The 26373-nt window shown below is 40.0% G+C and carries 20 protein-coding genes; 14 read left to right on the top strand and 6 right to left on the bottom strand.

Annotation, left to right across the window (positions count from 1 at the left end; genetic code table 11):
• Positions 1 to 234 precede the first annotated feature (234 nt).
• Together AACU33_RS09315 and AACU33_RS09310 are read left to right on the top strand one after the other, a co-directional pair.
• Complete coding sequence (locus AACU33_RS09315; RefSeq protein WP_096588245.1) at positions 235 to 1146, top strand: ribonuclease D; 912 nt, start codon at positions 235 to 237, stop codon at positions 1144 to 1146.
• A 508-nt stretch (positions 1147 to 1654) separates the two neighbouring features.
• The gene (locus tag AACU33_RS09310) at positions 1655 to 2497 is read left to right on the top strand and encodes a tetratricopeptide repeat protein (RefSeq protein ID WP_096588244.1); all 843 of its coding nucleotides are present in this window, start codon (positions 1655 to 1657) and stop codon (positions 2495 to 2497) included.
• A gap of 4 nt (positions 2498 to 2501) precedes the next feature.
• Here AACU33_RS09310 and AACU33_RS09305 read toward each other — a convergent pair whose 3' ends face one another.
• The 5 genes from AACU33_RS09305 to AACU33_RS09285 form a co-directional block, all read right to left on the bottom strand.
• A complete protein-coding gene (locus AACU33_RS09305) occupies positions 2502 to 2687 on the bottom strand; it encodes a hypothetical protein (protein WP_096588243.1) in 186 nt (61 codons plus the stop codon).
• 142 nt (positions 2688 to 2829) lie between these two features.
• Positions 2830 to 4473: a hypothetical protein gene (locus AACU33_RS09300; protein ID WP_096588242.1), complete on the bottom strand. Its 1644-nt coding sequence runs from the start codon at positions 4471 to 4473 to the stop codon at positions 2830 to 2832.
• Between the two features lie 50 nt (positions 4474 to 4523).
• Positions 4524 to 4961 carry a hypothetical protein gene (locus AACU33_RS09295; RefSeq protein ID WP_096588241.1) on the bottom strand — a complete coding sequence of 146 codons (438 nt, stop codon included), beginning with the start codon at positions 4959 to 4961 and terminating at the stop codon, positions 4524 to 4526.
• A gap of 429 nt (positions 4962 to 5390) precedes the next feature.
• Positions 5391 to 6887 carry an aldehyde dehydrogenase family protein gene (locus AACU33_RS09290; RefSeq protein WP_096588240.1) on the bottom strand — a complete coding sequence of 499 codons (1497 nt, stop codon included), beginning with the start codon at positions 6885 to 6887 and terminating at the stop codon, positions 5391 to 5393.
• A 188-nt stretch (positions 6888 to 7075) separates the two neighbouring features.
• Complete coding sequence (locus tag AACU33_RS09285) at positions 7076 to 7462, bottom strand: peptidoglycan-binding domain-containing protein (RefSeq protein WP_096588239.1); 387 nt, start codon at positions 7460 to 7462, stop codon at positions 7076 to 7078.
• Positions 7463 to 8210: 748 nt separating this feature from the next.
• On the opposite strand from AACU33_RS09285, the gene AACU33_RS09280 reads away from it, so the two are divergent.
• From AACU33_RS09280 to trpD, 8 genes are all read left to right on the top strand, one after another.
• Complete coding sequence (locus tag AACU33_RS09280) at positions 8211 to 8357, top strand: hypothetical protein (RefSeq protein ID WP_339375873.1); 147 nt, start codon at positions 8211 to 8213, stop codon at positions 8355 to 8357.
• A 274-nt stretch (positions 8358 to 8631) separates the two neighbouring features.
• Positions 8632 to 11163: a proteasome protein gene (locus AACU33_RS09275; RefSeq protein ID WP_096588238.1), complete on the top strand. Its 2532-nt coding sequence runs from the start codon at positions 8632 to 8634 to the stop codon at positions 11161 to 11163.
• Positions 11164 to 11324: 161 nt separating this feature from the next.
• Positions 11325 to 14285 (top strand): virulence factor SrfB, encoded by a 2961-nt coding sequence (locus AACU33_RS09270; protein ID WP_096588237.1) that lies wholly within the window; start codon positions 11325 to 11327, stop codon positions 14283 to 14285.
• Between the two features lie 170 nt (positions 14286 to 14455).
• Complete coding sequence (locus AACU33_RS09265; protein WP_096588236.1) at positions 14456 to 15541, top strand: hypothetical protein; 1086 nt, start codon at positions 14456 to 14458, stop codon at positions 15539 to 15541.
• A 94-nt stretch (positions 15542 to 15635) separates the two neighbouring features.
• Positions 15636 to 16472 (top strand): DNA adenine methylase, encoded by an 837-nt coding sequence (locus AACU33_RS09260; RefSeq protein WP_096588235.1) that lies wholly within the window; start codon positions 15636 to 15638, stop codon positions 16470 to 16472.
• Positions 16473 to 16809: 337 nt separating this feature from the next.
• Positions 16810 to 17931 (top strand): hypothetical protein, encoded by a 1122-nt coding sequence (locus AACU33_RS09255; RefSeq protein WP_096588234.1) that lies wholly within the window; start codon positions 16810 to 16812, stop codon positions 17929 to 17931.
• Positions 17924 to 20050 (top strand): ATP-binding protein, encoded by a 2127-nt coding sequence (locus AACU33_RS09250; protein WP_096588233.1) that lies wholly within the window; start codon positions 17924 to 17926, stop codon positions 20048 to 20050. Before AACU33_RS09255 ends, AACU33_RS09250 begins: the two co-directional genes overlap by 8 nt.
• A gap of 250 nt (positions 20051 to 20300) precedes the next feature.
• A complete protein-coding gene (trpD, locus tag AACU33_RS09245; protein WP_096588232.1) occupies positions 20301 to 21368 on the top strand; it encodes an anthranilate phosphoribosyltransferase in 1068 nt (355 codons plus the stop codon).
• Here trpD and AACU33_RS09240 read toward each other — a convergent pair.
• Entirely contained in the window at positions 21298 to 22350 is a 1053-nt protein-coding gene (locus AACU33_RS09240) for a retroviral-like aspartic protease family protein (RefSeq protein ID WP_096588231.1), read from the bottom strand. The genes trpD and AACU33_RS09240 overlap by 71 nt on opposite strands.
• A gap of 335 nt (positions 22351 to 22685) precedes the next feature.
• Between AACU33_RS09240 and carA the strand changes: the two genes are divergently transcribed.
• From carA to rlmB, 4 genes are all read left to right on the top strand, one after another.
• Positions 22686 to 23852 (top strand): glutamine-hydrolyzing carbamoyl-phosphate synthase small subunit, encoded by a 1167-nt coding sequence (carA, locus tag AACU33_RS09235; RefSeq protein ID WP_096588230.1) that lies wholly within the window; start codon positions 22686 to 22688, stop codon positions 23850 to 23852.
• A gap of 318 nt (positions 23853 to 24170) precedes the next feature.
• On the top strand, positions 24171 to 24515 hold the full coding sequence (locus tag AACU33_RS09230; protein ID WP_096588229.1) for an anti-sigma factor antagonist: 345 nt from the start codon (positions 24171 to 24173) through the stop codon (positions 24513 to 24515).
• 247 nt (positions 24516 to 24762) lie between these two features.
• Complete coding sequence (locus AACU33_RS09225; RefSeq protein WP_096588228.1) at positions 24763 to 25242, top strand: Mini-ribonuclease 3; 480 nt, start codon at positions 24763 to 24765, stop codon at positions 25240 to 25242.
• A 96-nt stretch (positions 25243 to 25338) separates the two neighbouring features.
• Entirely contained in the window at positions 25339 to 26340 is a 1002-nt protein-coding gene (rlmB, locus tag AACU33_RS09220; RefSeq protein ID WP_096588227.1) for a 23S rRNA (guanosine(2251)-2'-O)-methyltransferase RlmB, read from the top strand.
• Positions 26341 to 26373: the final 33 nt, after the last annotated feature.

The following is a 26373-nucleotide window of genomic DNA, read 5'->3' as shown; positions in this document are numbered from 1 at the left end:
CTCATATCGACCTCGACAATTAGTGAAATACTTTTTATAGCCTGTCTTCGCAGGCTTTGTTTGTTTATTGATACCTGCAAGAATGCTATGCGATCGCTCACAATAATAAAAGTCTAAGGTTTCAGGATCGCGGACATAGGCTCAAGCTATAGGTTAGCAATGCAAGAGAATTTGAACTGCTGATACCATCTGGGTTTACCTATGACTTTATTTTGCTGCTAGAAAGATTAACTCATGCCATACTTGACTAATGCTAGTGAAATTAATGCAATTATTGCTAAATATACACAAGCTCAAACTTTGTGGATAGATACCGAAGTAGCTGATTATAAAAGTCGCAATCCGAGATTATCGCTGATTCAAGTATTAGATGACCCCTATGATATGAGTGGCGATCGCGTTCACCTTTTAGATGTGTTAGATCGGCCTGATACCATAGCGGAATTTATTGAAAAAATTATGCTCAATCCTGATATTGAGAAGGTATTTCATAATGCTAGTTACGATTTAAAACTTCTTGGTAACAAGCGAGCTAAAAATATTACTTGTACTTTAGAACTTGCTAAAAGTATTCCTTACTATCTACTGCCTTTACCTAACTATCAACTCAAGACTTTAGCCATAGCACTTTGCAACTTTCATAATATCGATAAACAAGAACAAAATAGTGATTGGGGAAAGCGACCTCTCACAGAAGAACAAATTGATTATGCCTATCTAGACTGTATATATCTGGCGCAAGTGCATTTAAAATTGTTAGAGTTGCAATCCAAAACTAGCCCCGACCCGACAACAGAAGATTTAGTATTACTTGGTGAAAGATATACTCAAGTTGAGCAGCAATCTCAACTATTAAATTCAGAATTAGAGCATCTGCAAGAGCGAATTAAAAAAGCCATGCAAGCGCAGAATGTCTCAGAAACATCTTACTGCAAGCTGACTAGTTACGAGCGTAAAACGGTGAAAGTAGCATTCGCCGAACTAGTAAGGTTAGTAGAAACTCAAGGTATTAATTTAGATTTCCCCATCACACTGACTCAGAAATTACAAAAAGATTTAGGTGAAAATCTAGAACAACTATCTGTAGATATTGATGAGACTACTGCTTGGCGGTTGACTCCTAAAAACCAAGAAAGTGACATTTAACCTGAAATAAATAACTCACATAGATACACGTAGAATTAAGTAGCTAGGAAGCGTCAGCAAAAAACTTAATCTTGATGAAGATTTTGTTAAAAAAATTTAAATATTAATTTGATAGACTTGAAAAAAGTATAATTAAAGGCGGCAAAAATAGAGCCTTGCTGCCTAGAATATCACCTGATGAAAGAGAAAAACTCAACAGAGAAATCAGGATTGATAAAAGTTTTTATACTTCACTCTAGCCTGCAACAAGCTACTCTTCGTCTCATAAAGTATTGCTGAGGTTGATTGATTACAAAAAAACTTAGTGATATCTACGCACTTCACATCTTATCTAACAGGCAATCGTGAATTTAACCTAGATAATAACGCACTCCTAAATGATTCATGGAAATTTTTCTATCTTCTCCTCCTTGACGGTTTTTTAAGAAATTATCATAAATCAGCTAGGATTGCCGTAGAAAGTTAGCATCCAATAATTACTAGAAGAAAATAATTTTATCTAGGTATTATGAAATTGCAATTATTTGAGCAAGATTGGAAAAAAATAGGCAGAGCATTAATTATAGCTTTATTAACTATATTGAGTGCAATTACCAGCCTTTCATGTAGTAAAAAAAGCGATGTATTAGTAACAGAAATTGGTGTCAGTCCTCCTAGCCGTCGCCGAGCTGGAACATCCAAGGCTGTAGACTTCTATTTACAAGGACAAAGTCAGCACGCCAAAGGTAATTCCCAAGCAGCGATCGCATTTTATGATAAAGCCATTAGCCTCAATCCCAAATATGGTGCAGCGTATAAAGCGCGGGGGCTAGCTTACTTTGATGCTGGCAACAAACAAGCAGCGATCGCAGATTATAATGAAGCACTGAAGCTCAATCCCAACGATGCAGAAGCTTATAATAGCCGTGCTAACGCCCGTGCCTCCCAAGGCGATAATAAAGGAGCGCTAGAAGATTATAACGAAGCGATTCGCCTTGCTCCTAATTATGCCGAAGCCTACAATAACCGAGGGAATGCTCTGGCTGCTGGCGGAGATCGCGATCGGGCGCTAGAAGATTTTAATCAAGCGATCCGCCTTGATACTAGATATGCGATCGCCTACAATAACCGCGGTAATCTCCGCGCCGCCAAAGGAGATAATCAAGGCGCAATCTCAGATTACAATCAAGCCATTCGCATCAATCCTAACTTTGGCCCTGCCTATAATAATCGAGGTAATGCACGTGCAGCCCAAGGAGATAAACCAGGCGCACTCAAAGACTTACAGAAAGCCGCCGATATCTTTCAAAGCCAAGATAATAAAGACTTGTACCAGCAAGCGATGAACAATATTAAAGAACTGGGTCAATAAACATCTAGACGTCAGGGCGAAAGCTTTGAATAACTAGTATCGCACTAAACTCAATTTCACCTAACTGGGCAGTTAACGCATCTAAAGCTTGCCCCGCGGTTTTCCCAATAGAGTGTTTATCTCCTGAGATCGCACGATAGGATTTCTCACCGCTAGCGTCTCTTGTTGGTAAAATGGCGACTGTAGTCATGTTTCTAGCTTAAAGTTGCTGCCTCAAATTATAGCTTTACGCCACAATTTACCCGATCTCAATAAATTGCGATCGCTATCAAAAATACCTCTGGGTATCCAATGCGGAACTTCGACAGATAACTTTCTGACTTTGAAGAAAGCTAAAACCTGATAATTGTACTGTCATTACGATTAATAGTTTTTGTTTTGCCACAAAATGCACATTTAACATCAATCGTTTCAGAAAAACGTGAAACCCATCTTTGAGTTATTCCACCACCACATTCACAGGGATATGTAAGCAGAAAAGCTAAAAAATGCTTATCTAGACTTTCAATAAATTCCTCTTTAGGCTTATTCATATCTATAAAGAAAAGAGCTTGACGAATGCTAAACCAGTCTTGAACAGTTTGAGGAATTTTGTAATCGTCATACGTCACTTCCCAGTCTTCCTTACTTCTACAACCAAAAAGAGGATTGCCAGTATCAGGCATCCCCATATATGAAATATAATTTTTATCTCGTTTAGCAAAATGTGGATACATAATTTGGAATATGTGGTCAAAGTAACTTTTCACATCCGGATGCCAAGTATATTTTTGGTTCGCTTTAATCATGGCATCAATCACTTCACAACAGTTTGGAATAATTTCCTTAATAGGCTTTTGATAAAAAGATTGGCTCTTAGGTAATTCATCCAAATACAGAAGGGCTTCAGCAGTACTGTTAAAAGATACACTAATTTCTTCTCTAACAAGTGCTGTCAAAAATATAAGACTTAACCATAACCTTAGTATAGGGTTAGAACTTCTCGGATCTGAAGCTCCTAGGAAAGGTGGAGCTTGTAATGCATACCAACAAGCTGTTGACAAAATCAGAAGAGTTGAGCGTAACATTTGGAAATTTCGCAACTTTAGAAGACTATGAAAGTCTTTTACTCGATATACTCTAGCCCCTAAATCTAGCAAGAAAAGATAATCATAGGTCAATGGAGGTTTTCGATTGAGGTAGGTTTTTTCATAATAGTGAAGACATTCTTCATTGCCCTTTTCACCAAGCAGATACAAAATGAATAACAAGGAGTTGACTACTGCTTTTGTTTCAAAAATAGTTAAAGGGCGCAAATACGAAAATTTATCTGTTCCTGAAATGCGGAAAGTATGGAAAAAATCAAGAACTGTGACGGGTTCCATTGGAATACCCAAGCCAAAAGGATCTTCTATTCCTTTAATTGAATCGCTCCATCCTTCAGCAATAAACTTTGCTAGTGGTCTAATACTACTGACATCACCCCAAGCATAGAAGGTATGAATAATGGGTTTAAGACTCTCCCAAATTTTATTTAAATCTTCGTCTATGCTGCCTTTGCGAATTGAATTTTCATGAAATTTTGCCAGAAACTGAATTTTGTCAACTGTGCTTGAATTATCTAAAGCTTGAGGAAAGAATTCTTGCAATATCCAATACTCACGAAGATTATTTACATAGAAATGAAGCCCGAAAGGTGATATCAAAAAATCTATTTTATGGGTATATTCATGGATAAAGAGAGTCAACACAGTAAGTATTTCTGTACGAGTATCCTCATCACTCTGGAAAAAACAGTCTAAAGAAGGCTGATCATCCCTCCACTCTCCACTTGTCCAATCTAATACTGTCAAATTTCTTTTTCCATAAGCGATTTCAAAAAAATATCGAGCGTTAATAGATAATCCGTTCATGAGATCTTCAGGGAAGTTGATTTGAAGAGTCCTTGGATTAAACTTAACTGTATCAAACCTCGCAAGCATATTTTGTAGAGACATCGTTTATCACCTCGGTTCATAAACATCTAAATTATGAAAACTAATGAACCCTAGTTTTCCTGCTCAGTCATGATACAAAAGGCATCTACACCTATGTTCACAATGATGACTGCGATTGGAACCATGATTCCCAAAGCTGCGGCAGGAATACCTAATCCAGTAACCAACGTCGCTAAGACTGCTCCTACAGATGTTGAAATTCCTGATTGAACAAGCTTATGAAGATCTCCATTGGAACCACAAAGGCTTTTGCGAATCAAATCCGAGTAGATTTCCCAAAATCTTTCCACATCTGTACTCTTTAATGAAAATCCTAAACCAACTTCTTCTTCTTGAGGAATAATTGTCTCAATGGGATAACCATCATCCTCAAATTCTTCAATGGCTTTTCTTAACTCTGGGAAAGCAACCTTCAGTCCTTCCTTGCTAACGCTTGCATTAAGCTCAATTGCAGATTGAATAGCTTGATCTAGTGTCAGATCTTTCATAATTTACTTATTTGTTAGATGATATTACAAACAAAAAATCTACCATCAAACCTTTTTGAAACTATTAACTAATCCCTCATCGTTAAAATAGGGTGTTAAGCTATAGCATCAAAAATGTTAACTCTAAACTTGTTTTGTTAAATCAAGGTAAAACAATCGGGGTTGGCTAGAATGAGCCATAGACCAACCTTCAAACATCAGTATTTTAGTATTCTGACAGGAGTAAAACAATTAAATTTGAGACAACTTAACAGAGAGTATTGGGATCTTCAAATGTTTAAACAATCGGAGGATTACACAGACTAAACTCTAGAACCGCTAACTATTTATTAGACGAATTCAACTAATGCTTATGCAAAACAAAGAAACATTAAGGCAAAATTTATGAATGCGCTGATCGCTTCTGTAAACGCTTTGTCAATAGTTAGTTCACTCCCGATTATCTATCTGAGCGCGTTGTAAAGTGCCAGAAAAGTCAACATAAACACTCTTCCATTCAGTGAAAACATCTAAGGCTGTAGTTCCAGCTTCCCTGTGACCGTTACCTGTATGCTTTACACCACCAAAAGGTAAGTGTACTTCCGCACCAATGGTAGGGCCGTTAATATAAGTGATACCTGCCTCAATATCGCGCATGGCAGTAAAAGCTCGGTTGATATCGCGGGTGTAAACTGAGGAAGAAAGACCGTAATTGGTGTTGTTGAGAATAGCGATCGCTTCCTCAAAAGAATTAACCTCAATTAATGCTACTACTGGCCCGAATATCTCCTCACGCGCCACACGCATTTCAGGAGTTACCTCATCCAAAATAGTTGGTTGAAAGAAGTAACCATTTTTTAATCGCTCTTCGCTGGCAATTTCCCCACCAATTAAAATTTTTGCTCCTTCCTCACGGGCAATTTCCATATAATTATTTACCCGTTGACGTTGTGATTCGTTAATTAACGGCCCGATTTCTGTATTGGGATCGGTGCCAGCCCCTAAGCGTAACTTGCTGGTACGCTCGTAAAGCATGGCAGTAAATTTTTCTTTAATATCGCGATGCAAAATTAAGCGACTCGTAGCGGTACATCTTTGCCCGGTTGTACCAAAGGCTCCCCAAACAGCACCATCTAGCGCAAGTTCTAAATCTGCATCTTCCATGACTACCTGGGCATTTTTACCACCCATTTCCAAACACACGCGCTTGTGAGTGCGTCCGCAAGTCGCGCCTACAAATGCACCTGTCTCCGAAGAACCAGTAAAAGACACTAAATCAACATCCGGATGCTCGACTAAAGCTTTCCCTGCTTCTTCACCGACACCATGTACTAAGTTAATTACTCCAGGTGGTAAACCAGCTGCGGCAAAAATTTCAATTAGTTTGGTTGCACAAGCTGGGGTATCTTCCGCAGGCTTGAGAATTACAGTATTACCACATACCAATGCTGGCATCGCTTTCCAGCAAGGAATCGCCACAGGGAAATTCCAAGGAGTAATCAAAGCGCACACCCCTATAGGTATTCTTAGTGTCATTGCAAATTTATTGGGCATTTCTGAGGGTGTAGTTTGCCCAAATAACCGCCGCCCTTCGCCAGCACTGTAAAAGGCACAGTCAATTCCTTCTTGCACATCTCCTCTCGCTTCAGTTAGCGGCTTACCCATCTCCCGACTAATTAACTGAGCGAGTTCTTCTTTATGTTGAAGTAATATTTCCCCAACCCGAAAAATATATTCTGCTCTGGCTGGGGCGGGAACTTGTCGCCAACTTTTGTAAGCTTGACGGGCTGCGGCTACTGCTGTATTCACATCATCTGCTACGGAACGGGGGAAAGTAGCAACAACTTCATGTTTATCAGCAGGGTTACGACTTTCTAAGGTAGCTCCCCCTAAAGCACTTAACCATTGACCGTCGATATAATTACGACAACTTAATACAGTAGTCATTTTGAAGACCTCCAGCTTGAAATACACTGGAACTTTTGTACTAATTCTGGCGTGTTTTAGAGTTTACCGTCAAGTCTGGGATTAGGCAAAAAACTCAGTTTATGATGCTTAAAAACACAATAAAAATAAAGAGACTGATAGTTTTGCCCACCAGTCTCTTAGATGATGTGTCACTTGAGTTAGCTATTTTACTTCATAGCAGCCAGAGTCCGGTGTCCAATAATTCCATCCGCTTTTAAGCCTTTAGATTTCTGGAATTTGATAACAGCTGAACGTGTCTGTTTATCAAATACACCATTCACATTTCCGGTGTAAAATCCCTGCTTCTTCAAAAAGTCTTGAGCAACTTTAACTGATGCGCCTTGGCTACCTAATCTGAGGGCAATAGTTTGGTTTGCCTTAGTAGTTGGCTTTTTCGTAGCACTAGGCTTTTTAGTAGTGTTGCTTGGTTGAGTAGGTTGTGTAACTTGAGTAGGATTAGTAGTATTTGGAGCTTTTGTATTTGTCTGGGAGTAAGCTGGCACAGCAGTAGCTAGAGTCAGCATCGGGATTACAGCTAGTAATTTCCAATTCATATTTTTTTCCACCACACAGAAATTGCAATTTGCAAAGTCAGTAATCTTATCAGGGCGATTGCCTGATAATTTTTAACAAGTAAACACTGGTGTTTGTTATAGTTTGATACTATTTACCCATCCAGAGTTGAATCAAGCATCACATATCTTATTGACAGAACTATTGCAAAACTATGACAAAATTATGTCTAATTTAAACATTATTTTTTAGGTAAATAAAAAGATAAATTTTTGATGTAATACTGAGTAAAAATCTCGGAGCTATTACTTCTGTTCGCAAAAAAATTTCTAATTTACGTATTAGCTGAGTTTGTTACTTAACTTACATTCTCAGCTATCACTAAAAAAGAATCCCCCCAATGCCTATTAATTTTAGGTTAATTGGGGGGTTCAAATGTTGCAGCAAAAAGTGAATTACTATTCAGTTAACAGCTTTCTGGTTAAAATTTCAATAAACTTAGGTTAAGTTTACGTAAAGAAACGGTCAAAGATCCATAAAGATTAACCTGGTAATGCAGCCATTATCCACTGGAAATATATGGCAGCGGGCGGTTTTGGGGAATCTTCGACTCAGTAAAAATATTTAGAACTTGATTCTGACACGGAAATTTACTGGTGACGAGAGGGTTTGCTCCCCTCATGGGCACAGACGCAAAGACTTAGGGACGCCGGGACACGGGAGACAAGGAGGACAAGGAAGATAAGGGGGATGAGGAAAAAACCACTAATAACTGTTGACAAATGACAAATGACAAAAAGAGATAATTCGCGATCGCACTCTCCTCCGCTAAGAGCGATCGCGAATCTAACCAATCATGATTGCCAAATTTATCTCTATGCAGCACCCCTATCTATTCTTCTACCTCTGATGCCAATATTTAGGCAGATGTCATAGATGCACTTGATTTTTAGGAATGCAGTGAGATTGATTATCTGATATATCAAACAAAAAATAACTAGCAAAAAGCACAATTTTCAAATTTATTTATCCAAAGTTTTTTTATTAAAAAATAGTTAATTTTCTTGAATTGTTAATTTTGCGAAAAATTGCTGAAGTTCCCGCCATTGACAAAACTTAACAAGACAAGTTTTGAATTGTTGCAAAGCGATAAGCGCATTTTTTATGTTATAAAACTCACAGCAATTTATCTTAGAGCAAAAAATACTCTATGGAAACAGAACAACTGGAGCGTTTTAAAGAATATGGCGAATTCATCCTCCAGAAATTAGACTCTGTACCTGAATATCCCTCCAAGCAAGAAGATTGGGTACCAGCTAGTCTTGATGAGAGTCTGTTTCGCCTGCGGGAAGCTGCGGAAAAAACTGTAGAACTTGCTACTTCACCAGTGAAAATCGGGGTGATGGGTGAATTTAGTAGCGGGAAGACTTTGCTGTTAGGTAGCTTAATTGGATACGCCGATGCTTTACCAGTTAGTGAAAACCCTACGACGGGAAACGTTACAGCCATCCACATCATACCTCAGGATGGCTTTGCTACTACGCAGTTGGGCAACTTTACAGTCGAGTATCTTTCTCATGAAGGCGTAAGTGATTGTCTGCGCTTCATGGTTGGGGAGGCTAACCGCCGAACCATCGCCGCCGGACTCCCACCTGGATTGCTAACAAAGCTGAAAGAACCAAAAGATATTCTTAACTGGTGTGAAGAAACATGGAAAAGTAGCAATAATTTAGAGTTACGTTATTTATTGCGAGAATTAGTTATATTTGTTCGCGCTTATCAATCCTATGGTGAAGCAATGTGTGGTGGGCGCTACCAAATTGATGCTACCACTGCCAATGAAGGATTGCAGCTAGCCGAGCAGCCGATGGCGATTCAAACTATTAGCTTTGATGATTTACCGCCAGCACATATTAAATTACCAAGTCCCCCACAAAAATTACCATCAAAGTTATTGCAAAATAGTTTCCCACTAATTAACCGTGTAGATATAGAAGTAAAAATCTCACGAGAAATTTGGGATGTTAATGGTGCTGCGGAATTTATTTTACTCGACTTTCCAGGATTGGGTGCGGCGAATTCCGGCGCAAGAGATACATTTTTATCACTGCGAGAATTAGCCGAAGTTCAGACAATTTTAGTGCTGTTAAATGGTAAGTCACCAGGAAGCGATCGCGCCAATAGAATCTTTACTATGATGCAGCAGCAGCGACCAGGACAAGACCTTAAAGATTTAATTCTTGTAGGTGTAGGTCGCTTCGATCAACTACCTTTAGAAAACGAAGGTGGAGAACGAGAACTCGATCAACTAGTTAACGATAACCTAGATAATCCTTTACAAGAAAGCACCGTCTTCCAAAAACTCAAAGTTCTGCAAACTACTATTGATGGTGCTAGTGCATTTACCACCCAAAAAGACCGCATTGTTTTACTATCACCACTGTTAGGGCTAGCTGATTTAGCAAAACGTTCAACTACAGTAAAAGCTGGTTCGCCTGAATTTTTAGCTAACCTAGATTATCCTGACTATTTAGATCGTTCCCGACGTTTACAAGAGAAATGGGGGCGATTAAGCGATCGCTTATTAGCATCAGATGCGCGTAATTATCTTGGTAGACAACTAGGTTATTTCGCTCAGGATGGTGGGATTAGCAAGCTACGAGAATTAATTCAAAAACACGTAGCTAGTCATGGGTTGAAACAACTTTATGAAGATACGAAAAGGGCTGCTGATGCTGTACGCCAAGAACAGGATAACCTGAAAAATATCATCGAAGAAATTCACGAACAAGGTATACCAAAAGCAGATAGTCCAGCTTTGCTAGATTTGCGTACTGCGATTGAAAACTTGGATAAAACATACAGAAATTTTCAAAAAGATTTAGGTAAAGAACCACTCAAAGATAGAAGAGGAATTGGTGTCAGCGATGTGGTCAAAGACGAGTTAACATATAGAATTCTCAATTGGAATCAGTGGACTTTACTGTTCAACAAAGCCAATAATGGCACAATTGCCATTACCGAATCTAAAGGTGCAGCCGGGAAATTATTCGATCGAGGTAACAGAGTCAATACGGCTATTCCTACCAAAAGCGATGATTTTTATCCCACTTTCGCTAAGACCGTTCAAGAAGTAGAAGAATTTGCCCGCGATCGCATTCGTCAAGCGATTGTAGATTTACTTAACAAACTATCAAATATTGTCGCCAAAGAACGCGAATATTTGCTAACAACTCTCAATCCAGAAATAGAATCAGATATCGAATCTAAATTTGGTATTGAAGAAGCCGAACTTTTTTATAAACTACTTTTAGGTTGCGATCCTAATCAATGGCAAGAAGCAATTATTTCAGAAATTCATAGTAAAGAAAAAGCGATTTCACCAGAAATTATTTTTCCCTTAGCACGTCAGGATGAGAAACACAATATAGGTCAAATCTTTGATTGGGCACCAGAACGCAATGGTTCCTCAAAATCTAGTAATCATCAACTTTTTGTCCTGCGACTACGAGATGAAATTACTGCTAGCGCCAGTCTCCACCTTGTTCAATATGTTAGCGAAGTCAATCAACAAGTTAATGCAGAATTAGCAGGTGTTTTGGATCAAATTATTCCCAGTTTGCAAAATCTTTCTAAAAAAGAAGCATTGCTGAGATATATAGCTGCTGGAGAATCATCACAGTTAGCAATTCCTACTTGGTTGCAAATTCTGGCGGATGTTGCAGTTAGTAATTATCGGTAAAAAAATCCTAATTTCTCTTCTATTTTCTTCCTTCGTGTTCTTCGTGCCTTCGTGGTTCATTGAAAGTGTCAAGAAACGAACCGCAAAGACGCGAAGGACGCGAAGTTAAGAAGAAAAGAAATTCTGCGAAACTCTGCGTTAAAAATTAACCCTTCAATATCATGAACTCTTCCCAACTCAATAGCGAACAACAAAAAAGATTCCCCGGATGGTTTGCCCTAGATTTTGGCACATCCAACTCCACAGTTACACTCTTTGACCCAATCGAAGTACCCATCGCTGAAGTCTTACCTAGAGAACAAGAAATGCGACTGCGCGATCGCATGGCACAATGGTTAAGTTCCCCCGTCGAAGTTGCTTTACCAGATGTCAGTGCTGGTGACTGGGAAAAATTCATTACTGACATTAGTAAAAATTTAGAAATTGAATCTGGCCGATTAAGTGAAGTTTTTGAAAGCGATAACAGAGAGCGATTTTTAGAAGCACTGCGCCAAATTGAATTATGCTTAGGTACAAGCGATCGCTTTCGGCGTGCTGTTAGTAAAAAACTCTATCAGATATATCATGAAGTCTTTCGCGTTCCGACTCTAGAATCGCAAAATCTCATCCCAGTAGTATTAGATATCGATCGCCGTAGCACGGAAATTAAAAGTGAGTTAGAAATTGCCAAACTTGCAGCTTTAAAACTCAAAATGGGTAGAGAAGCTAGCGACAATAGAAAAAAAGCGATCGCCCAAGGAACCAGCAGTGCTTTAAAAGAAATTATCAGCCGCTTTCATCACTCTCCCAAACGTTATTTTGGTCAGGATCGTTCTTTCCCAGTTATCTTAGATGAATCAGAAGAAACAATTAATGTTAACCAATTAATTCAAGCAGCTTGGGGACATTTAATTGATTTAACCGAAGACTACCGCCAACGCGCCCGACGCAGATTTTCAGAAGGAGATTTTCTCTCCGCAGTTGTTACCTATCCCACCGTCGCCCCACCTGTTGTTCGTAAAGAAGTTAAGGAATTAGTTGAACAATTAGGGTTAGATGATGTCCAAACAGCTTATGATGAAGCCGTTTCTGTAGCGATATTTTTCCTCTGGCGAGAATTTGGCGGTAATCTCAACATTGGGATTGAATCTTTCAAAACTCGTTGTCGTCAAGAAGGCAATAAATGGTCGCAAAATGTTCTGGTTTTAGATATTGGTGGCGGAACTACAGACTTAGCATTAATTGAATTAACTTTAGAAGATAAAACTCCCTTCTTTGCTGATAATGAAGACCGAGGTTTAGGAGGACGCTACTATAAACTCACACCCAAACTATTAGGTTCATCTGGACATTTACAGCTAGGGGGCGAGTTAATTACCCTACGAATATTCCGACTTTTAAAAGTAGCGATCGCCGATTTTTTATTAACAGCAGTTACCACAGGCGATTTAGAAAGCGACAAGCTAGAAGATTTAATTAACTCTGAATTAAACGAACGCTTTCTCGAAAATGGGCAATTCAAAAGCGGCAGTATTTTGAAATGTTTGGATAAAGAAAACCCTGAAGGTGACGCTGCTTATAAAGATGCTTTAGATACAGCCGAGAAAGTATTACCTACCCGATGGCAACAAGCACCCCAACGCCTGCAAACATTTTATACTCTCTGGGATCATGCTGAAGCTGCCAAAATCAAACTCGGACAAAAACAGCCAGAAGACGCTTCTTCTTTAACCTTCAGTCTCTCAGAACAGCAAATTTATGAATTACTCACTCAAAGTGCAATTAAATACCAGGTAAAAGATGCTAGTACGATTTGCGTCACCATCGATAGCCAACAATTCGATCGCGCCGCATCATCAGCCATCAAAGAAGCGATCGGTATAGCTAAAGGCTTGATGGATAGTCGCTTACGTCCAGGGGATAGCACCGTCGATGCTTGGAATACCCACAAAGTTGATTGGCTAATTTTATCAGGTAAAACTTGCAGCCTTGACCTCGTACAGCGCTACATTTACCAAGAATTTAGTAAATCTCCCTACTTCGTCTGGAATCCCGAACGCATTACCTTTGTATTAGAATTTACCAAATTAGCCACCTCTGCTGGTGCTTGCTATGCCGAGAAACTACGCAGATTAAGATTCGATCCCGAAGAGTCAAAAGGATTACTACGTAAGGGAGCAAACCAACTAGAAATAGATGTCAAAAATCTATTCTATTATTTACCTTGCAATTTCAAACGCAAAACCCAAAGTAACGAACTACTAACAATCTTTAAAGCCGGACAGGAACTCTATCAACTAGCTGCTGAAGAAAGCGTCGCGAAAGTCCGGACTGAGTGGCAAGGGATACAATTAACTAACATTATTTACCGTCAAGATTACGAAGATGGTGACTTACGGCTTTGGGGTAGCTTCGATGGTAAAACCTTAATGGAAAAATTAGGGTTATCAGAAGCAGACTTTCTCAAAAAAATCAAAGTCCAATTTGAAATCGATCAAACCTTGCAATTTAGCGTCTTACTTTGTCAAGGAAATCCCCATTATTTAATTGATGTTCCTGGCATTGATGTAACTTCAGTAATCTCTGCTGCCTCACAAAGTTATACGCTGTTTGCTGATGGTAAATTGAAATGGAATATTGCTGTTGAACGTCCTAATAAAGACTTAAATGATGGTGATATTGCTATTAACGTGATCGAGTCAGCAACCGTCGATCAACCAGATGCTTATCATTTAGTATTTGAAGCCGACAAAGATATTAGTAAATCGCTGCAAGAATTTCATTATTTACGCGATGGTTCACCAGAACCGGGAACAGGATTAATTAGTAATCCCTTACCTCCCTTCCCCAAAAATGGACAACACACCTTTTATGTAGTGCAAACAGATGCACAAACCAATACTAAAAAATGGATACGCATCGGCGCATTAAGTAAACCCGATGTCATCACAGATTACCCTTGCCAATATCGTGTCACCCTCGACAATCAAGGTATTTTAAGAATGCACGCAGGTGAAGTACCTTACTGGACATCAAACAAGCAAGAAAGCCTCAAGCAACCAGGATGTGTTTACCGTGCTGAACTAGAATTACAACCCAACGAAGTCGATAAAGAACGCGATCCCTTTTGCGGAATTCATTAGGGTAATTACCTCACGCAAAGGCGAGGACACTTGCGTGGGCGGGTTCCCCGACTTGAGCAAAGTGTCCGTCGCAAAGACGCAAAGGAAAACTACATCAAAACATCTTACTCTGTGTCTTTGTGTCTCTGTGGTTCGTGAGATAAAACTAGCTAAAACCGGAGGCAACATTAATGCAGCATCTACGCCAACTTTTAGAAATAGAAAACTCACACTTAGCCCAATTACTCCGGTTTAGCCTGTACGGAATACAAGCTTCTTTAAAGCAAGCCCAAACAGAATTTCCTCTCGATCCTGGTGCTGAATTATGTGACGAAGTGCTGCAAGAAATCCACGCTTTATTACAACCTATATCCTTAAAATCCAACTCTAACAACGAATTAAAATTAAGTCGCCTCCGCGAAGAATTTGATGCTGATAAAGAACTCAAATTATATTTAGGAAACTCGCAGCTACAAAGCCAAACAGACGCAGAATTATGGAACGAAATTCAACGTAAATTGCTGCGAGTTCCAGAAGAATTGGCGACATCTTGGCGACAACATTCTTTGACTATAGCTCAAGAAGTTGGTGCAGTAGAAGATACCTCTAATCTCTATCCTTTACCCTTTATCCGAGATGAAATTGTTTACCCCGGATTAAGCGGTACAGTTGAAGCCAAGGGTTTATGTTTATCTCAAAAAGCACTGATTAATTCAGAAATTATTCAAGTTAGCGAATCGAAAGATTTAAATTCACTAGCTGGCTATTTAAATTTGTGTATAAATTTTATCGAAATAGAACCAGATTTACATCATGCCTTAAAAAGCGTTTTTAGCTTTGATATTGTATCCTTACACTCCAAGCCAGAACAGCAAAATCAATACATTGAAGCTTTAATACACCGCTTTCAACGCACCCAAAAAGCTGTAGAAAATACTGATGAACTATTAACTCTACGTACTTGGATTGACATGGATGAGGCAATTCATTCTTTAGTATTTGTGCCACCAGGCGATCGCTATTCGTGGTGGGGTAAACTACAACAAGAATCTCGGCGTATGCTGAAAAAATTTGTCGATCGAGCTAATAATGCAGGTAATGATGTCCGAATTCGCCAGTTATCAGGTCTTTACGCCGATATCTGCGCCTTAACAAAAGATGACCTGCAACTTGATTGTGGCGGTAATCCTGGGGAAGTGTTGGCTTGTCTGCGAGTCTATGCGCGAATTAATCAAGAAGAATCACCTGGAAGGGTCATCTTTCGCTCATCACGTTAATTTTACACCACAGAAGAACACAGAATTAATCTTAAATTATCCATATTTTATGGTAATATAAGTGACTTAAAATTTAATTTTACCTTTAGCAATTATGCTCAAAAGCCCGCTCCGATATCCAGGCGGTAAATCAAAAGCCCTCAAGAAAATAATTCCTTATATTCCATCAGATATTAAAGAATATAGAGAGCCTTGTGTTGGTGGCGGATCGGTTTTTCTAGCTGTGAAACAACGATTTGGTAACAAAATAAACCGATATTGGATCAACGACTTGAATTCTGATTTATGTTGCTTTTGGTTATATGCCAAAACAGAGATAGAATCACTTGTAAAAGAGGTAGAAAAATTTAAGGAAAAATATAAGGATGGGAGAGAATTATTTAATCATTTTACAAATGAAGACATTAAACTTAGTGACTTCGATAGAGCAGTACGATTTTTCATATTAAACCGAATTTCATTCAGTGGAACAGTGGATTCGGGGGGATACTCTCAGCAAGCCTTTGAACTAAGATTTACAGATTCATCGATCAATAGATTACGAAAACTCTCTGTTCATTTATCATCTGTCCACATTACTAGCGGAGATTACGAAAACCTTTTGTTTCAAGAGGGTGAGGATGTTTTTATCTTCCTAGACCCACCCTATTTAAGTGCTACAAAATCAAAACTATATGGATTAAAGGGGAATTTACATACTGACTTTGATCATGAGCGATTTGCTCAAAATATACGTAAATGCCCGCACCGATGGCTAATTACTTATGATAATTCTCCAGAGATTAGAAAATTATTCAGCTTTGCTAATATTAATATTACTGAATTCACAGTTCAGTATGGTATGAATAATTACAAACGAGAGAATGCTGCTTTCGGTCAAGAATTAATAGTCCGAAACTATGAAATTGCAAATATTTCAAATTGGTATTAGTTTTCAGCTTGCACAAAAATAAATTTTAGTAGAAATCCCGCAATTAATTTAGGTGAGTAAATGAATCATCTAGAAATATAGTATAAGATGTTTCAACAATATGTAACTATGCCATTTTATTATGTGCAAAAAAATACAGCACTGTATTACCAGCACAACCCGAATTTTCATATTAAAATGATCTTAGTACAAGACTTTTTCACTAAATTTGTACTTTATTTACGTCCTTTAATACTGTTTCAGTGTATTGAAATTAGTAGCATTTATATATACACATCTCAATAAAATTACTATACAATAAAAATCAATTAACACTGTTAGCTGACCAGCATCATTAATGATTACACCTGAAACTCTCAATGATATTCGGAGGAAGCTTGAAGAAAGATCCGCAGCAGATAAAGGGGTGATAGAAGAACTACGTAGTGAGATTCGACCATTGAAAAGTGAAGTGCGTCGAATTAATCCTCGAACTACCACATCCATTTCTCTTGTAGCTGCTGATGGGGGAAACAATAAAGTTAATTTTGATCCTTACTTATTTCAATTGGTTAGGGTTGTAGACTCTTATGGAAGAGAACTATTACTAGATTTAGCTTCTCCAACAACAAATATTGAGGAATTGTCAATTGGCAACCTAGACAAAGATGGTAATCCTAAATCAGCTTTGGGACAAATGATGAAAGATTTAGGAGTAGAAACCCTTTGGGAACTTAGCCCGATGATACCTAGCCCCGATCAAGAAAATCCTAGACCTTCATGGGTTCAAGAATATCGTGATTTGGCAGAATGGGCTGCATTGTATCAGATGCTGAAGCAGGGAGGATTTAATACAGATACTTTAATTGTTCGTGATGGACTCTTACGAAGTAAAATTTTCTCACGACAACTGTTTAAAGATCTCTTAGAAAAAATTAGTGCTACTATCAATGAAATTTATCATCAGACTAAGAGGCGCGTTTATCTTATTGGTTTCTCTAAAAAAAGCAAAGTACTTGCACGATATAGATTAGCATTTGCATTAGAAGGGATATTAACTCAAGGTTATCCGTGTTATGTAGAAATACCACCAGATATTCAGAAGAAAGCCTATATTTGGGAAGAGTATGCTACGGGAAGTGAAGCTGAGAAGTTTGTAGGTGGACGTTTATTTATGGTCAGATTTGGTAGTCGCATAAACGACCCAATTTGGCCAGTTGATATTTTTTTACCTCAGCTTAATCAAGCTTCTCAAGTTATGGGGTATCTATTGGCAGATGCTAATGGTGGTTTTCCAGTTCCGTTCTACCCTCGATGCTTACAGCAAGCTCATGAACAAGCTGCATTGGTTGGTTTCGATATGGAAGTTATGGAAGATTTGATTGTCAATGCTGTTCGCCAATCATTTACTTCTGAAGAACAAGATGTTGTAGATCGAGTTAGATTACAGTCTGATGTAGGTATGCTGCGATATGAGTAATACACCATTATTTCCTAAGGAAAATATATCAGGTATTTTTAGAGGCTTTAGTGAAGGAGGGCTGGAATTTCATGCAGATATTGTATTGCCTTACCGCAATGAATTTCAAAGCATTCCCATGCATGGACAGTTTCTACTGGTACAACTGGCTAGTGAAGATGAGGCAGTTTTAGGAAGAATTACATCTTTCTATTCAGACGGAAAACTTACCAGGGAACATGGTGAGGATTTCAGCTTGCGAGCAATGGATGAAGACAGGGAAATTCCAGAAGATTTACGCGAACAATATGTAAAATATCGAGTCAATATCCGAGTTCTTGGAGTTATACGTCATTCAAATGGAAAATTTGTATTTGTAGCATCTCACCGCCGTCTTCCTCATGTAGGGAGTAAGGTTGCTTTTCCAAGTAATGAAATTATTAGGGAAATAGCAGGACACAACATTACAGGAGCAGATATTGGTTTTTTTGCATTAGGAGAATTTGTTTATGCTGGTAGTGATTCACGGCTTGGTATTGCTGATTGGATGCAGGTTAAATACCCAGAAGTTATTACTCATTTTCCAATTCAGAATTTAGTTTCGCGAAGATCATTTGTATTTGCACGGGCTGGTTATGGAAAGTCTAACTTAATCAAATTGCTGTTTAGTGAACTATACAAAACAACACCAACTAAAAAGAAACGTGATCAAGATGTGCCTGTGGGAACTTTAATCTTTGATCCAGAAGGAGAATATTTTTGGCCAGATGATAACGGCAACCCAGGATTAGCTGATGTCCCACATTTACACGATAAACTTGTAATTTTTACTCGTCGCCAAGCTCCCAGTGACTTCTATGCTTCTTTTGTGGCAGGTGGTGTTAAGCTGGATATTCGCCGCTTCAAACCTGCCAATATTATTGGCGTTGCTTTATCACCAGAGAAACAAGAACAACAAAATGTTCGCAAACTTAGAGGACTATCTCATAACAAGTGGATACAACTTGTTGATTTAGCCTACAAAGATGGCTATAACGCAAATATAGAACAGGTTAGGAAGTTGCTAAGTATAAGCGATAATGCTGATGCAGAAGCTGGAGCAGCTTTAAGCAATATCGTTTATATTGTCAATACTTTGCATGATCCTAACAGTCGGCTTATGGATTTCTTATTGCAAAGCTTAAAAGAAGGTAAGCTTTGTATTGTAGATATTTCACAAATGCGGGGAGAACAGGGTCTAACTTTATCAAGTATAATCCTTCAAGAAATATTTAATGACAACCAAGATAACTTTACTAAAAAAGATGCTAAAACCATTCCTACTATTGCTGTTTTAGAAGAAGCACAAAGTGTACTAAATAAAGGAAGTGGTTCAAGTAATGCACCTTTTGTAGATTGGTTTAAAGAAGGAAGAAAATATGATTTAGGCGCTGTAATGATTACTCAGCAACCTGGTAGTATTCCCGTAGAATTACTCAGTCAAGGTGACAATTGGTTTGTATTTCACTTACTATCTGCTTCAGATTTAAAGAGTTTACAAAGAGCTAATTCTCACTTTAGTGATGATTTATTAGGTGGTCTTTTGAACGAACCATTACCAGGTCAAGGAGTGATGTGGAGTAGTGTAAGTGCTAACCCTTATCCTGTTTCATTTCGTGCGCTCTCATTTAAAAAAATATATCAACAACCTCTAGATCCTAAATATGATAAACAATCTGTTGAGACTTTTGCTACCAAGCTCAAAGCAGACCTGAATGGACACACCCGTACTATATCTGATGTAGATACTCAAAATTTAGAAGGAACTGGTGAATTTTTAGAAGAAGTAGAAAGTTATTCTGCAACAGAAACAGGAGATTTTTATCAGGAAAGTATCAATGATGCTATCCAACAGCTTCAACAACATGATGAATTTAAGCAGAAAGTCATTAATGGTAAAGGTTTACCTTGGGGTGTTCTCATGGGCTTTGTTGAAAGCTTTCTCCCAGATAACTTAAAAAGTGATAAGAACACAATAAATACTTGTATAAAACGAACACTAATTGAAACATTGGGAGAAGAAGGAAAGTTTTGGAAGTCCCAAAAAGGCCCAAAAAAAGGAGGAGGTGAGACTACTTGGGTAGTGCGTATAAATGAATAGTTGACTTCAAGTAGTTAAATAGATTCAATTCGGGTTATTTGAAAAAATTAAGATAAGAATAATCTTTTGAATTGGATCTATTAAGTGTAATAAATATAATTTACTGACCTAATCGTATTAGGCGATAACTCATTTGTTTCCAAATATCCTACATACTCCTTATCAAGTACTAAAGTTCTAACTACAAAGTGTTTCCCATTTTCCGGTAGGATAACTCCCAGACTCATCAACAAAAGCTCAACCCTACCCCATGACAACTTCCCCCATCTCCTCGCCAGAAATCTCTTCTAGCTGGTATCTTCTGCTGCAACAATTAATCGATGGTGAATCTTTATCCCGCACTCAAGCTGCGGAATTGATGCAAGGATGGCTAAGTGAATCTGTTCCACCAGAGTTATCGGGAGCAATTTTAACAGCACTGAACTTTAAAGGCGTTTCTGCTGACGAACTAACTGGGATGGCGGAAGTGCTACAGTCTCAATCATCCTTTATCAGAACTCCAAACTCAGAATTCACCACTCTCATCGATACCTGTGGCACTGGTGGAGATGGTTCATCAACTTTTAATATTTCTACAGCTGTTGCTTTTGTAGCGGCTGCCTATGGTGTGCCCGTTGCTAAACATGGTAATCGTTCGGCTTCAAGCCTCACAGGCAGTGCCGATGTTTTGGAAGCTTTAGGTGTAAATCTCAGCGCCCCTAGCGAAAAAGTTCAAGCAGCAGCAAAAGAAGTGGGGATCGCTTTTTTATTCGCCCCTGGTTGGCATCCAGCACTCAAAGCGGTGGCGACATTGCGGCGGACTCTCAAGGTACGGACTGTTTTCAACTTACTCGGGCCATTAGTAAATCCTTTAAATCCGACTGGGCAAGTAGTGGGGTTATTTACTCCCAAACTTTTGGCAACAGTTGCCCAAGCATTACAAAATTTGGGTAAGCAAAAGGCAATCGTTTTACATGGGCGAGAAAAGTTAGATGAAGCGGGGTTAGGCGATATAACTGATTTAGCAGTGTTATCTGATGGTGAAGTGCAGTTAACTACTGTAAATCCCGAAGCTGTAGGTGTAACTCCTGCGACTATAGGTGCCCTAAGAGGTGGGGATGTCCAAGAAAATGCGGAGATTCTGAAAGCGGTACTGCAAGGCAAAGGAACTCAAGCGCAACAGGACGCTGTGGCGTTAAATGCTTCATTAGCGCTGCAAGTGGCAGGTGCGGTCCCACTACTAGACCATGCCCAAGGTATTAGGGTAGCTAAGGAGATCCTAGATAGTGGCGCTCCCTGGGTAAAATTGGAACAGTTAGTTCAGTTTCTGCGGAATTAGTTTCCGATCGCGATTGCGGGCGAAATTCCACGACATTGCGTTTGATGGTGACATCGTAATTGCCGAAAAAGTCGTGGCCAAGTAGCCCAGTTTCTAGGTCTGAGCCTGCGATCGCTACTGGTACTTTATTCACCTTTACACCAGCTGCCGCCATTGAATCAACATAGCCAATCGTAAATTCCACTTGCTTAGAACTGGCTGTGTTAGCTTTAGTTTTACCAACGGGTACAATACCCAAAGCATTTGCCATGTTTTGAGTAATTACAGTGCCACTAGCCCCTGTATCCACAATCATCTCGAATCTCCGTTCGCCATTGAAGGTAACGTCAATAATTGGTGTTCCCCCAATGCGGCGTTTGATTGGCGCGACAAATACATCTTGCTCTTGGTCAATTTGTTTGGTTGGGAGCAAAATCGACTGTGGTAATGGCTGTTGCTTGGGTACAACTGGCGCTACAGGTTGGCTAGGACTGGGTGTGGCTTTTTTAGCAGGAACTACAACAACTACCCTTTGGGGTTTTGCCGCTATGGGTGCTAAAGGTTTTGGCGTAGCTTTATCCAAGGCATATCGAATTTGCCGCTGGTACTCGGAGATTTTGATTTGAGCCACCGTGAAATTTGGGCTTTCGTGCTGCACGTTTTTCATCAGCGCGATCGCATCCTGGAACTGACTCGCCACCAACTTCCAATCATCAGTTGATTGGGCAGATTGGCTGATTGTCATCGCACCTGCGGCTTTGTCCAGCGCCAATTCAAAAGAATTTAATTCAATTGCCGAGGTAGTGGTCTGTGGCTGTGGTTCTGGGCTAGATAATGGGGAAGCTTCGACAAGCGGTGATGCTGCTTCATTTTCCACAGGCGTAGACTGCTCGTGGATGCTAATCGCAGTATTCTGTTTGTCTTCACTACAGGCAACACCCAAAACCGCTAGCGTACTTGATAAAAGAATCAGGATTGCACGGGATAAAAAAGACTGGAGCATAATTAACTTCGATTCTACCTGCCCAGAGGGCGGCAAATCTACCTCTTTTGTCGGAAAGTTAGTGAAAGTTTGGGGGAGATGAGAGGGATTAAAGCGAGCAGGTTAACAGAAGAGGAAGAAATTTTTGATTCTTGACTCTGGACTAATGACCAATGACCACTATTAAAATTTTTATTTTTAATTAATTAGGTTCAGAACGCTAAGTTTCTAAACTCATGGGATAATTAACATTCGCAGCTTATACGAAACTAGGGACTAAAGACTAGAAACAAGAAAAACCTTCTTAATTACTAGCTCTTATCCCCAGCCCCTAATCATGATTGCCTTCATCGCCTATGTCCCTGTCTGACACAATACCTGCTCTACTTGTCCTAGCGGATGGAACTGCTTATCGCGGTTGGTCGTTTGGTGCCACAGGAACCACAATTGGGGAAGTGGTCTTTAACACTGGCATGACTGGATATCAAGAAGTGCTGACCGATCCCAGTTACTGCGGTCAGATTGTCGTTTTTACCTATCCTGAATTGGGTAACACAGGCGTCAATCCAGAAGATGAAGAATCGGCTAGACCACAGGTGCGAGGTGCGATCGCTCGCAATATTTGTCAGCGACCGAGTAACTGGCGTTCAACACAATCCTTGCCAGATTACCTGAAACAAAACCAAATCCCAGGTATTTATGGTATTGATACCCGCGCCCTCACCCGCAAAATTCGGATGTTTGGAGCCATGAATGGTGGTATTTCTACAACTATTCTGGATGAGGCTGAGTTACTAGAGCAAGTACAGGCAGCGCCTAGTATGCAGGGATTGAACCTGGTGCGTGAGGTAACTACCCCAACGGTTTATCAATGGTCAGATCCCACAATCCCCGCTTGGGAATTCAACCCGAAAGCAGCGAACGGTGCGGCAGAATCCTTTACCGTTGTTGCCTTAGACTTTGGCGTGAAACGTAATATCTTGCGTCGCCTAGCAAGTTACGGTTGCAAGGTAATTGTTGTGCCTGCGCATACACCACCAGAGGAAATTCTCAAATATAATCCAGATGGTATCTTTCTTTCTAACGGGCCTGGCGACCCAGCTGCGGTGACAGAAGGTATTGAAACTGCTAAGGCACTGCTAGGCGCTGAAAAACCCATCTTTGGCATTTGTATGGGGCATCAAATTTTGGGTCATGCCTTGGGTGCAGAAACCTTTAAACTCAAATTTGGTCATCGGGGATTAAATCAGCCTGCGGGTTTACAACAACGGGTAGAAATTACCAGCCAAAACCACAGTTTTGCTATCGACCCAGATTCTTTACCTGAAGCAGTTGTGGAAATTAGCCACCTCAACTTGAACGATCGCACCGTTGCTGGGGTACGTCACAAATCTCTGCCTGTGTTTTCAGTACAATATCACCCAGAAGCTAGTCCCGGCCCCCACGATGCTGATTACTTGTTTGAGGAATTTGTTCAAGCAATGCGAGCAGCACGCCAATTAGCCACAACTGGGGTTAAATAAAATGAGGACTAGAGATTAGGGAAAAAGGACAGGGAGGACAAGGGAGAAATAAATAATTAATTTTTAACTCTTGAACGCCAGTTGCTTCAACGCGACGGCACTTCCTTCAAGTCGGCGTTCGCCCTTGGCGTTGCCGAAGGCTAGCCGCCCAACGGAGTGCCTTGGAAACCCGCGCAACGCACTGGCTCCCCTTGACCCTTGACTCTTGACTATTCCCTAACCCCGCAGGTTGTAGACAACTTGCACCAAAACCATCTATACTGGAGCGTTCACTTTCACCATGAGGAGGGAGTTATTGCTGAGCCACTGAATCTAACTGTGAGCCTGAGGGGTACTCGTGAAGCCCGGGATAACTGTCAGCTATTCCGCCTCACAGGTCTGTTAGACGCTTTTTCTGAGCCGACATTTCGTAAGGTTCTAGGTAGCAAGATTGATGAGGGCCCAAAGCATATTATTTTGGATCTCTCGCAAATTGACTTTGTTGATAGTTCTGGCTTAGGTGCTTTGGTGCAACTAGCCAAACAAGCTCAAAATGCCAGCGGTACCTTGCAAATTGTCACAAATGCCCGTGTAACTCAAACGGTCAAGCTTGTTCGCTTAGAGAAGTTTCTCTCCCTGCAACCAAATGTTGAAGCGGCTCTAGAAAACATCAAGTCGTCTTGATTGCTTGACCGAAAAATCAATTTAGCTATCCGATGCTTTATCTGGATAGCTTAATTTTTAGCAAAGCTGGCCAGTAAACCTCTCTACTTAAAGCAGAGGTGTCAAGCCAGCTGATTTTAAAATCTCAAATTTTAAACAAAAAAATAAAATTTATTCCGTAATTTTTGTTAGTGTAGATTATGCTAAGTATCTCAACCCAAAATCAATGATGCCTGCCAAATGTAGCACGCTAAGGAAAAATTAACTTGTGAAGCCTCAGGAGGAAGAGCTATTAGAGGGACAAGATGAAGCTGCTCAACAGAATTCATTTTGGACTGGATCGCTCTTGGCAAGCACATTTCAATTACCCGAACAAATCTCTGTTTCACAAGTGCAACAAATTTCTCCTGCTGCATTAGCATATGTGGGAGATGCAATTTATGAGCTATATGTTAGAATGTTTTATCTAATGCCATTGCAGCGACCAGATACTTACCATCGTCTGGTAGTGGCACAGGTTAGAGCAGAAAAACAAGCGCTACATTTGCGATCGCTGGTACCTCATCTGAGGGATAGTGAATTAGATATCGTCCGACGGGGTCGTAATGCTGCCACAGGACGCTCTAAGCGGGTTGATCCAGAAATTTACCAACAAGCAACTAGTCTAGAAACTTTAATTGGCTACCTTTATCTCACAGACTTTCCACGCTTAACCGAACTGTTACACAAACTCCATCTAGAAAGATAGTGGGCGATAAATCTCACGAAAGCAAAATTAACTAGAGTGAGCTTCGGTAAGTTTGGGAATTAGTATGCCCACCGATAAGTTATACCAAATACTCCTATGTCATCGGATAAACCCAGAAAAATCAAGACTGCTGGCGAACCCAATCGCGGCCTACCTGTGAAAGTGAAAGGTAAGCGTGTTATTGCTAATCCTATTCGCAATCCCCGACCCGTCGATGGTAAACCCGTTCGCAATTCCAGACCTGTCGATAGTAAGCCTGGATCTGGCGGTTCACGCCCACAGCGTCACTTACCCCATCCATCCCCAGAGATCAAACAAGCACCAGAAGAGAGTGACATTATTTATGGTCGTCATCCAGTATTAAGCGCTTTAGAAAATCAGCGCGGTCTCAACCGGATTTGGATTACTGCTCGTTTACGTTACGATGCCCGCTTTCATCATTTGATCCTGCAAGCCAAGGACAATGGTGCAGTGATTGATGAAGTAGAACCAAAGCGCTTAGACCAAATCACAAATGGAGCAAATCATCAAGGTATAGCGGCGCAAATCGCTCCCTACTCCTACATTGAATTGCCAGATTTGATTACACAGGCAAAATTGGTCAGCGATCCAGTAATTATAGTAGCTGATGGGATCACCGATCCTCATAACTTAGGTGCAATTATTCGCACAGCTGAAGCTATAGGCGCACAAGGATTAGTTATTCCTCAAAGAAGGGCTTCTGGGATCACTTCGACTGTGGTAAAAGTAGCAGCAGGTGCTTTAGAAAACTTCCCCGTGGCTCGTGTAGTTAATCTGAGTCGTTCTTTAGAAGAACTCAAAGAAGCAGGCTTTTGGATTTATGGCACAGCAGCAACCGGCAGTGAACCCCTGCATACAGTAAGTTTTAGCGGGCCGATTGTTTTAGTAATTGGTTCAGAAGGCGAAGGACTAAGCATGTTAACACAACGTTCTTGTGATGTCTTAGTGTCTATTCCCCTCCAGGGTAAGACCCCTAGCCTCAACGCCTCAGTAGCAGCAGGTATGGCGCTTTATGAAATTTATCGCCAACGCTTGCTAAATACACATTATCTGGATAAATTACAAAAACCTCTTTGAAAAATGAGTATAAAAGAGTATAAAGAAATGTAA

Origin of the sequence: Calothrix sp. NIES-2098 (assembly GCF_963875125.1) — a bacterium.
Taxonomy (GTDB): Bacteria; Cyanobacteriota; Cyanobacteriia; order Cyanobacteriales; family Nostocaceae; genus Aulosira.
The sequence above is the reverse complement of the archived record's forward strand: the minus strand, read 5'-3'. Positions and strand labels throughout refer to the sequence as shown.

What these genes read in the sequence shown, in the direction of transcription:
- AACU33_RS09315 (WP_096588245.1), top strand. Translation starts at nt 235, where the DNA reads ATGCCATACTTGACTAATGCTAGTGAAATTAATGCAATTATTGCTAAA.
- AACU33_RS09280 (WP_339375873.1), top strand. Translation starts at nt 8,211, where the DNA reads ATGACAAAAAGAGATAATTCGCGATCGCACTCTCCTCCGCTAAGAGCG.
- carA (WP_096588230.1), top strand. Translation starts at nt 22,686, where the DNA reads ATGTCCCTGTCTGACACAATACCTGCTCTACTTGTCCTAGCGGATGGA.
- trpD (WP_096588232.1), top strand. Translation starts at nt 20,301, where the DNA reads ATGACAACTTCCCCCATCTCCTCGCCAGAAATCTCTTCTAGCTGGTAT.
- AACU33_RS09260 (WP_096588235.1), top strand. Translation starts at nt 15,636, where the DNA reads ATGCTCAAAAGCCCGCTCCGATATCCAGGCGGTAAATCAAAAGCCCTC.
- rlmB (WP_096588227.1), top strand. Translation starts at nt 25,339, where the DNA reads ATGTCATCGGATAAACCCAGAAAAATCAAGACTGCTGGCGAACCCAAT.
- AACU33_RS09295 (WP_096588241.1), bottom strand. Translation starts at nt 4,961, where the DNA reads ATGAAAGATCTGACACTAGATCAAGCTATTCAATCTGCAATTGAGCTT.
- AACU33_RS09290 (WP_096588240.1), bottom strand. Translation starts at nt 6,887, where the DNA reads ATGACTACTGTATTAAGTTGTCGTAATTATATCGACGGTCAATGGTTA.
- AACU33_RS09275 (WP_096588238.1), top strand. Translation starts at nt 8,632, where the DNA reads ATGGAAACAGAACAACTGGAGCGTTTTAAAGAATATGGCGAATTCATC.
- AACU33_RS09240 (WP_096588231.1), bottom strand. Translation starts at nt 22,350, where the DNA reads ATGCTCCAGTCTTTTTTATCCCGTGCAATCCTGATTCTTTTATCAAGT.
- AACU33_RS09285 (WP_096588239.1), bottom strand. Translation starts at nt 7,462, where the DNA reads ATGAATTGGAAATTACTAGCTGTAATCCCGATGCTGACTCTAGCTACT.
- AACU33_RS09255 (WP_096588234.1), top strand. Translation starts at nt 16,810, where the DNA reads ATGATTACACCTGAAACTCTCAATGATATTCGGAGGAAGCTTGAAGAA.
- AACU33_RS09300 (WP_096588242.1), bottom strand. Translation starts at nt 4,473, where the DNA reads ATGTCTCTACAAAATATGCTTGCGAGGTTTGATACAGTTAAGTTTAAT.
- AACU33_RS09265 (WP_096588236.1), top strand. Translation starts at nt 14,456, where the DNA reads ATGCAGCATCTACGCCAACTTTTAGAAATAGAAAACTCACACTTAGCC.
- AACU33_RS09310 (WP_096588244.1), top strand. Translation starts at nt 1,655, where the DNA reads ATGAAATTGCAATTATTTGAGCAAGATTGGAAAAAAATAGGCAGAGCA.
- AACU33_RS09250 (WP_096588233.1), top strand. Translation starts at nt 17,924, where the DNA reads ATGAGTAATACACCATTATTTCCTAAGGAAAATATATCAGGTATTTTT.
- AACU33_RS09270 (WP_096588237.1), top strand. Translation starts at nt 11,325, where the DNA reads ATGAACTCTTCCCAACTCAATAGCGAACAACAAAAAAGATTCCCCGGA.
- AACU33_RS09305 (WP_096588243.1), bottom strand. Translation starts at nt 2,687, where the DNA reads ATGACTACAGTCGCCATTTTACCAACAAGAGACGCTAGCGGTGAGAAA.